Source organism: Mesorhizobium sp. M2A.F.Ca.ET.067.02.1.1 (assembly GCF_004023285.1).
GTDB lineage: Bacteria > Pseudomonadota > Alphaproteobacteria > Rhizobiales > Rhizobiaceae > Mesorhizobium.
The window spans coordinates 1-5,777 of record NZ_RZSB01000375.1; the positions used below are offsets into that span (position 1 = coordinate 1).

The window sequence follows — 5,777 nt, forward strand, 5'->3', positions numbered from 1 at the left end:
TCTGTACCGCGGCGGCATCGACAAGGCCAACGAGCAGGAACAGATCCGCCGCACCAGCGAGCAGCGTCTTGCGCTGCACCAGGTGCTGCGCGAAATCGAGGAAGCCGTCCGCACCTCGTGGGACCGACGCTTCCGCCAGGCGGATCTCGCAAAGACGCTGCGGCAGCAGGCAGCCACCAACGAAAAGCTCGTCGCGTCCTATCGCGAACAGTTCAAGGTCGGACAGCGCTCGCTGCTCGATGTGCTCGATGCCCAGAACACGCGCTTCAACACCGCGACACTGGCCGACACGTCGTCCTACGCATCGCTGTTCGCGGAATACCGGCTGCTGGCCGCGACCGGCGAATTGCTGAAGACGCTCAACATCCAGCCGGCCAAGCAGTCCGCGGCCTACGCTCGTGAGGAATTCGGTGTGCCGGCCACGGCCGATACCGAGACCTATGCGCGCACGCCGTCGGAGCAGAAGAACGATCTGCCGTTCGACATCCTCGCGCCGGTCAGGAAAAAGTAGACGATGTAAGCATCGATCTTGCAGTCCTTCGGGGCGGATCGTGAACCAACAACCTCATATCTTATCGCCCAAGGAGGCTTTCAAAGCCTGCTTCTGCGCTGTTGCGGCCTATCTCGGCAGGCCGAGCGCGGAAACGGTGCTGTTTGCCGGCGTGCCGATTTCGGAGACGCGCATCGAGCCGGATGAAATCCGCCATCTGGCCGAGCGCATCGGACTGGAGGTCCAGGATTTCAGCCATCGCGATTTCCTGCGCGGCCGCTTCGATCTCCCGGCGATTGTCTTCCGCGTCAGCCAATTGCCGATCGCGCTGCTGGCGGAAGTGGAGGGCGGGCAATATCTGACGGCGCCCCAGGAAAACGGCCGCACCACGATCGACAGGGCGGAACTCGCCGAGAACTACATCAGCGGCGGCACGTCCTTTTCGATCACCTATGGCAACACGGCCGAAGAGATGACCGTCGGCACGGCCGCGCGGATCGAAAGGCGCCACTGGCTGACCGGCACCATGGGGGCGTTCTGGCGCACCTATTCCAAGGTGGTGCTGTCGGCGGTCTTCATCAATCTTTTGGCGATCGCCTCGCCGATCTTCACCATGAATGTCTACGACCGCATCCTGCCGAACAAGGCGATCTCCACGCTTTGGGTGCTGGCGCTCGGCATCGGCGCGGCCATCCTGTTCGACCTGCTGCTCAAGACGGCCAGGGCGTCGCTGATCGACTATGCCGGACGCAAGGCGGATTTGCGGATATCCTATCTGCTGTTCGAAAAGGTGCTGAATTCCTCGCTTTCGGCCCGGCCCGGATCGACCGGCGAATACGCAAACCGTGTCACGCAATACGAGTTCGTGCGCGAGTTCTTCACCTCGAACACCATCAGCGTCTTCATCGACACGATGTTCGTGTTCGTCTTCCTGGCTGTGATCTATGCCATCGGCGGCTGGCTGGTGATCATACCGGCGCTGGCTTTCATCATCTCCGTCATCGTCGGGCTGATGACGCAGCGGCGGATCGGCAAGCGGGTCGCGGCCTCGATGAACGAGGCATCGCAGCGCCAGGCCCTGCTGGTCGAATCCATTTCCACGCTGGAGACGATCAAGTCGCTGCGCGCCGAGGCCTATCTGCTGCGCAAATGGGGCGAGCACTCGAAGAACGCGGCCAACACCTCGGAGAAGATCAAGGAGCTCTCGGCGGCGGCAGGCAACATCACCGGCGCCATCCAGCAATTCGTGACAGTCGCCCTGGTTGTGGCCGGCGCCTATGCCTTCTCCGAGGGACAGGTCTCGACGGGCGCCATCATCGGCACCGTGATGCTCGCCGGCCGCGCCGTGGCGCCGCTCGGCCAGATCGCGATCACGCTTGCGCGTTTTCGGCAGGCCATGCTGTCGCTCAGGATCATCAACACGATCATGTCGCAGCCGGAGGACCGCCCCGACACGGTCGGTTTCGTCAACCGGCCGATCCGCAGCGGCGCGCTCGTCTTCAGGAATGTCGGTTTCGCCTATCCCGGCACGGAAAACGAGGTTCTGAGCGGGCTCAACATCACGGTCAGGCCCGGCGAGCGGGTGGGCATCATCGGCCGCATCGGTTCCGGCAAGACCACGATGGGCCGCCTGATCGGCCGGCTTTTCCTGCCCACGTCGGGGGAACTGCTCATCGACGGCATCGACATCCGCCAATACCATCCGTCGGAGGTTCGCGCCGCGGTCGGCATCGTCGCGCAGGCCGGCGACCTGTTTTCGGGAACCATCAAGGAGAACCTCCTGATGGCGGCGCCGGAAGCGACCGACGGGGAGATCATCGACGCGGCGAAGGCCGCGGGCGTCGACGACTTCGTCTCGCGGCACCCGCGCGGCTACGACATGAATGTCGGCGAGCGCGGCACCAATCTCTCGGGCGGGCAAAGACAGTCGGTGGCAATCGCCCGGCTGCTTTTGACGAAGCCGACGATCGTCTTCCTCGACGAGCCGTCGGGTTCGATGGACCTCGCCTCGGAACGGCAGTTGATCAAGCAGCTCAAGGTGGCGTTCGACCGCAACACGACGCTGATCGTATCGACCCATCGCTACAGCATGCTGGAGCTTGCCGACCGCCTCATCGTCATCGAGCAAGGCCGCGTCGTCGCCGACGGGCCAAAGGAACAAGTCATCCAGGCGCTGCAGAAAGGCAGTGCCTGACCGGAACGCAGACATGCTTGCAAGGGAAGACCGGCCACCTCTTTTCGCCTCCGCGTCCGTCTACATCGTCGGCGCCCTGTTCGTGTGCTTCACGGGCTGGGCATCATTTGCCGAGGTGGACGAGATCGCGCGCGGCGAAGGCAAGGTGATACCCGCCTCGAAGACGCAGGTCATCCAAGCCAGCGAACCCGGCGTCGTGCAGGAGATCGCCGTCCAGATCGGCCAGACCGTCAAGAAGAACGACCTCATCATCCGTCTCGACAATTCGGGCAACACGTCGAGCCTGGGCGAGGAGAAGGCCAAGGCGCGAGCGCTGCAGGCACGCATCGCGCGGCTGCAGTTCGAGCAGAGCGGCAATGTCGAAGGGGCCTTCCCCTGCCCCACGGAAATCCAGACGGTTGCGCCGGAAATTTGCGACAACGAGCAAAAGCTGCTCGTCGCGCGCCGCGACAATTTCGAGGTCAAGTTGTCGGTTCTCAAATCGCGCCTCGACCAGCGCGAGAAGGAGCTGGACGAGGCCACCGCCAATTCAGACCGCCTGGCCAAGAGCCTGGCCGTGACCGACCAGGAAGCGGCGCTGGTGGAACCCATGGTCAAGAAGGGCCTGATGGCCAGGACCGAGCAGATCCGCGTCGAGCGCGAGCAGACCGACCTGCACGGACAGCTGGCACTCGCCGGAGAGACCATCAAGAAGACCCAGGCGGCAATCACCGAAGCGCAGCTTCAGGTGAACGAGCTCGGCCTGCAATTGCAGCAAGAGGCGCTGAGCGACCTGACGCAGGCGCTTGCCGACCTTTCCGTCGTCGACGAAACCATCCGCGGCGCCACCGACAAGGTCGCGCGCACCGATATACGCTCGCCGGTCGACGGCATCGTCAACACGCTCGACGTCAACACGCTCGGCGCCTTCGTGCAGCCGGGCGCGGTCGTGGCCGGCATCGTGCCGACATCCGAGACGCTGCTGGTCGAGGCTCGGGTTTCGCCGCGCGACGTTGCCTTCATCCAGCCGAACCAGGAGGCGCTGATCAAGGTCACGGCCTATGATTTCTCGATCTTCGGCGGCATCGAGGGCAAGGTCTCCAACATCACCGCCGACAGTCTCGTCGACCAGAAGACCGGCGAGCCCTATTATCAGGTGCGCGTCGCCACCGAGAAGTCGACGCTGACGAGGAACGGCAAGACCTATTCGATCATCCCCGGCATGATCTGCTCGGTCGACATCAAGACCGGACGCAAGACGATCCTCAACTATCTCTTGAAGCCGATCAACAAGGCGCGTCAGGAGGCGATGAGTGAACGATAGCGCAATGCGCCCGGACACTCCGCGCGAACGGCTGCTGCCGGCGCTCGCGGCCGAGGATTTCGGCCCGGAATTCCGCGTCGTGGCGCGCGGCGGCGTACGTCGCGGCATCCGGCTGGAGCGCGCCTTCTGGGTGTCGCTGAAGCACATGGCGGAAAGCCGCAAATGCACGATCGGTATGCTGGTCGAGGAGATCGCCGAGCATCATCCCGAGGGCAACCTCACCTCGGCGATCCGGGTCGCCTGCATGCGCGGTCTTGCCGAGGAAAGCATGAAATTGCGCAAGCTCGCCTCGATCCGCACGATCAACGCGATCCTGGTCGCCTGCCCATCACCGGCTTTCGCGCTGTCGTCGTCGAAGAAGATCCTGGCCTTCAACACGCCGTTCCAGCAACTGGTCAGGCGACAGTTGCCGAGCGCGCCCGGAGAGGATGGGCGGCAGGATTTGAAGCTGGCGCTCGATCTCAACGTCACCGATATCTTCGCCAGGCTCGACGCCAATGGCGAAACGCCGGTCACCAGCGGCTTCGTCATCGGCGCCGGCGAGCGGCGCTATCGTGGCCAGCTCAGCGCCGTGCGCGCGCCTGTCGCCGAGCCGGAACTTCTGATGGCCTTTGTCTTCAACGGGTAGCGTACCTCAGGAAGAACGCGCAGCGATTTCCTGTGCTTCTGCGTGTCGCGAAAAGGCGACCCGCCCCAGTCTATTGCCTCATATCCGAAGCCAATGACGATTCCGGCGATCCTTCGCCGGGCGCCACCGTCGCGAAGCCGCCGGCGATGTCGGCGATCTGCGCGCCGGACTTCGATCCGTGGATCCAGGCGCGATCGGTGCTGAAGGAATAGAGCGGAACATAGTCGGGCAGGTCGCTGTCGCGCAGGACCGCATTGCCCAGGCTGTCGAGGATGAAGGCGCCGCTTCCCGTGCTGACCGACAGCACGGCATGGAAGAACTTGCGGCGGCGATCCTGGAGCACCACCAGCGACATGCTCTGCGCCGGAATGCCGGCCCTGAGCAGCGCCGCCATCTTGAGTATGGCGAAGTCCTCGCAATCGCCTGCGCGATGCTCGAGGATTTCCGAAGGCTTTGCCCAATAGTCGAGCTTGCCGTAGACGGCGCTGTCCTTGCGATACGCGATCAGGCGGTTGATGCTTGAGTTGACGAAGGACAGCTTGTCGCGAAAGCCCTTGCCGGCGGCAATGTCGATGATCTCGGAGAAAGCCGGACTCTCATGGTCGCAAGGGCTGCCCGCCGTGCAGTCGACGATGGCCTTGTAGACCGGAGCCCAGCGCGCCGCTACCGGGAAGTTGCGCATCGACAAGGCGACGGAGCCGAAGACACCGGGGATGATCGCGGCGGTATGGATCGGGTCTATGCCGGGTTCGGCCTTGGCGGCGGAAAGCGCTTCAACCTCGGCCGCCGGCGCGTAGCCAGTCGAAATGTCCGCGGTGCGGTATGCGACAGCTGGCTGCCAGGGCTGCGGCCGGGCCAGCGAAACGCCACCGAGGCTCGCCGGCGCAACCACCTTCTGCAGGGCCGGTTCCGGGCTCGAATTCGCGCTGGCGGATGATGGATTTGCGAAGCCGGCAAGGCCGGCAGCCAGCAAGAGTACCTTGATCCCCGTCATTCCCGGGGCTGCTTTTTGTATTTTCATAACGCCCACCTTTGACTGTGGACACTACCAATCTTGTCTCAAATTATCGGAAAGGAAGGTGGGTAAGTTTCGGCGAATCACGCTATTCCATTTTTTGTCAAATTTTATTCAAATTTATACTTTCATTTACCAAACCAGCAC

Annotated in this window: 5 protein-coding genes; 4 read left to right on the forward strand and 1 reads right to left on the reverse strand. The window is 63.2% G+C overall.

Annotated features, from left to right (window positions below; genetic code table 11):
* The 4 genes from EOA28_RS22505 to EOA28_RS22520 form a co-directional block, all read left to right on the forward strand.
* Nucleotides 1-511 (forward strand): TolC family protein (locus EOA28_RS22505; protein ID WP_189342136.1); only part of this gene is annotated, 511 nt, incomplete at its 5' end.
* A 40-nt stretch (nt 512-551) separates the two neighbouring features.
* Complete coding sequence (locus EOA28_RS22510) at nt 552-2,684, forward strand: type I secretion system permease/ATPase (RefSeq protein ID WP_126079109.1); 2,133 nt, start codon at nt 552-554, stop codon at nt 2,682-2,684.
* A 13-nt stretch (nt 2,685-2,697) separates the two neighbouring features.
* Nucleotides 2,698-3,987 carry an HlyD family type I secretion periplasmic adaptor subunit gene (locus EOA28_RS22515; protein ID WP_042640892.1) on the forward strand — a complete coding sequence of 430 codons (1,290 nt, stop codon included), beginning with the start codon at nt 2,698-2,700 and terminating at the stop codon, nt 3,985-3,987.
* Nucleotides 3,977-4,615 (forward strand): ribbon-helix-helix domain-containing protein, encoded by a 639-nt coding sequence (locus tag EOA28_RS22520; protein WP_189342137.1) that lies wholly within the window; start codon nt 3,977-3,979, stop codon nt 4,613-4,615. Before EOA28_RS22515 ends, EOA28_RS22520 begins: the two co-directional genes overlap by 11 nt.
* 70 nt (nt 4,616-4,685) lie before the next feature.
* Here EOA28_RS22520 and EOA28_RS22525 read toward each other — a convergent pair whose 3' ends face one another.
* Nucleotides 4,686-5,609: a transglutaminase-like cysteine peptidase gene (locus tag EOA28_RS22525; RefSeq protein ID WP_348526231.1), complete on the reverse strand. Its 924-nt coding sequence runs from the start codon at nt 5,607-5,609 to the stop codon at nt 4,686-4,688.
* Nucleotides 5,610-5,777 lie beyond the last annotated feature (168 nt).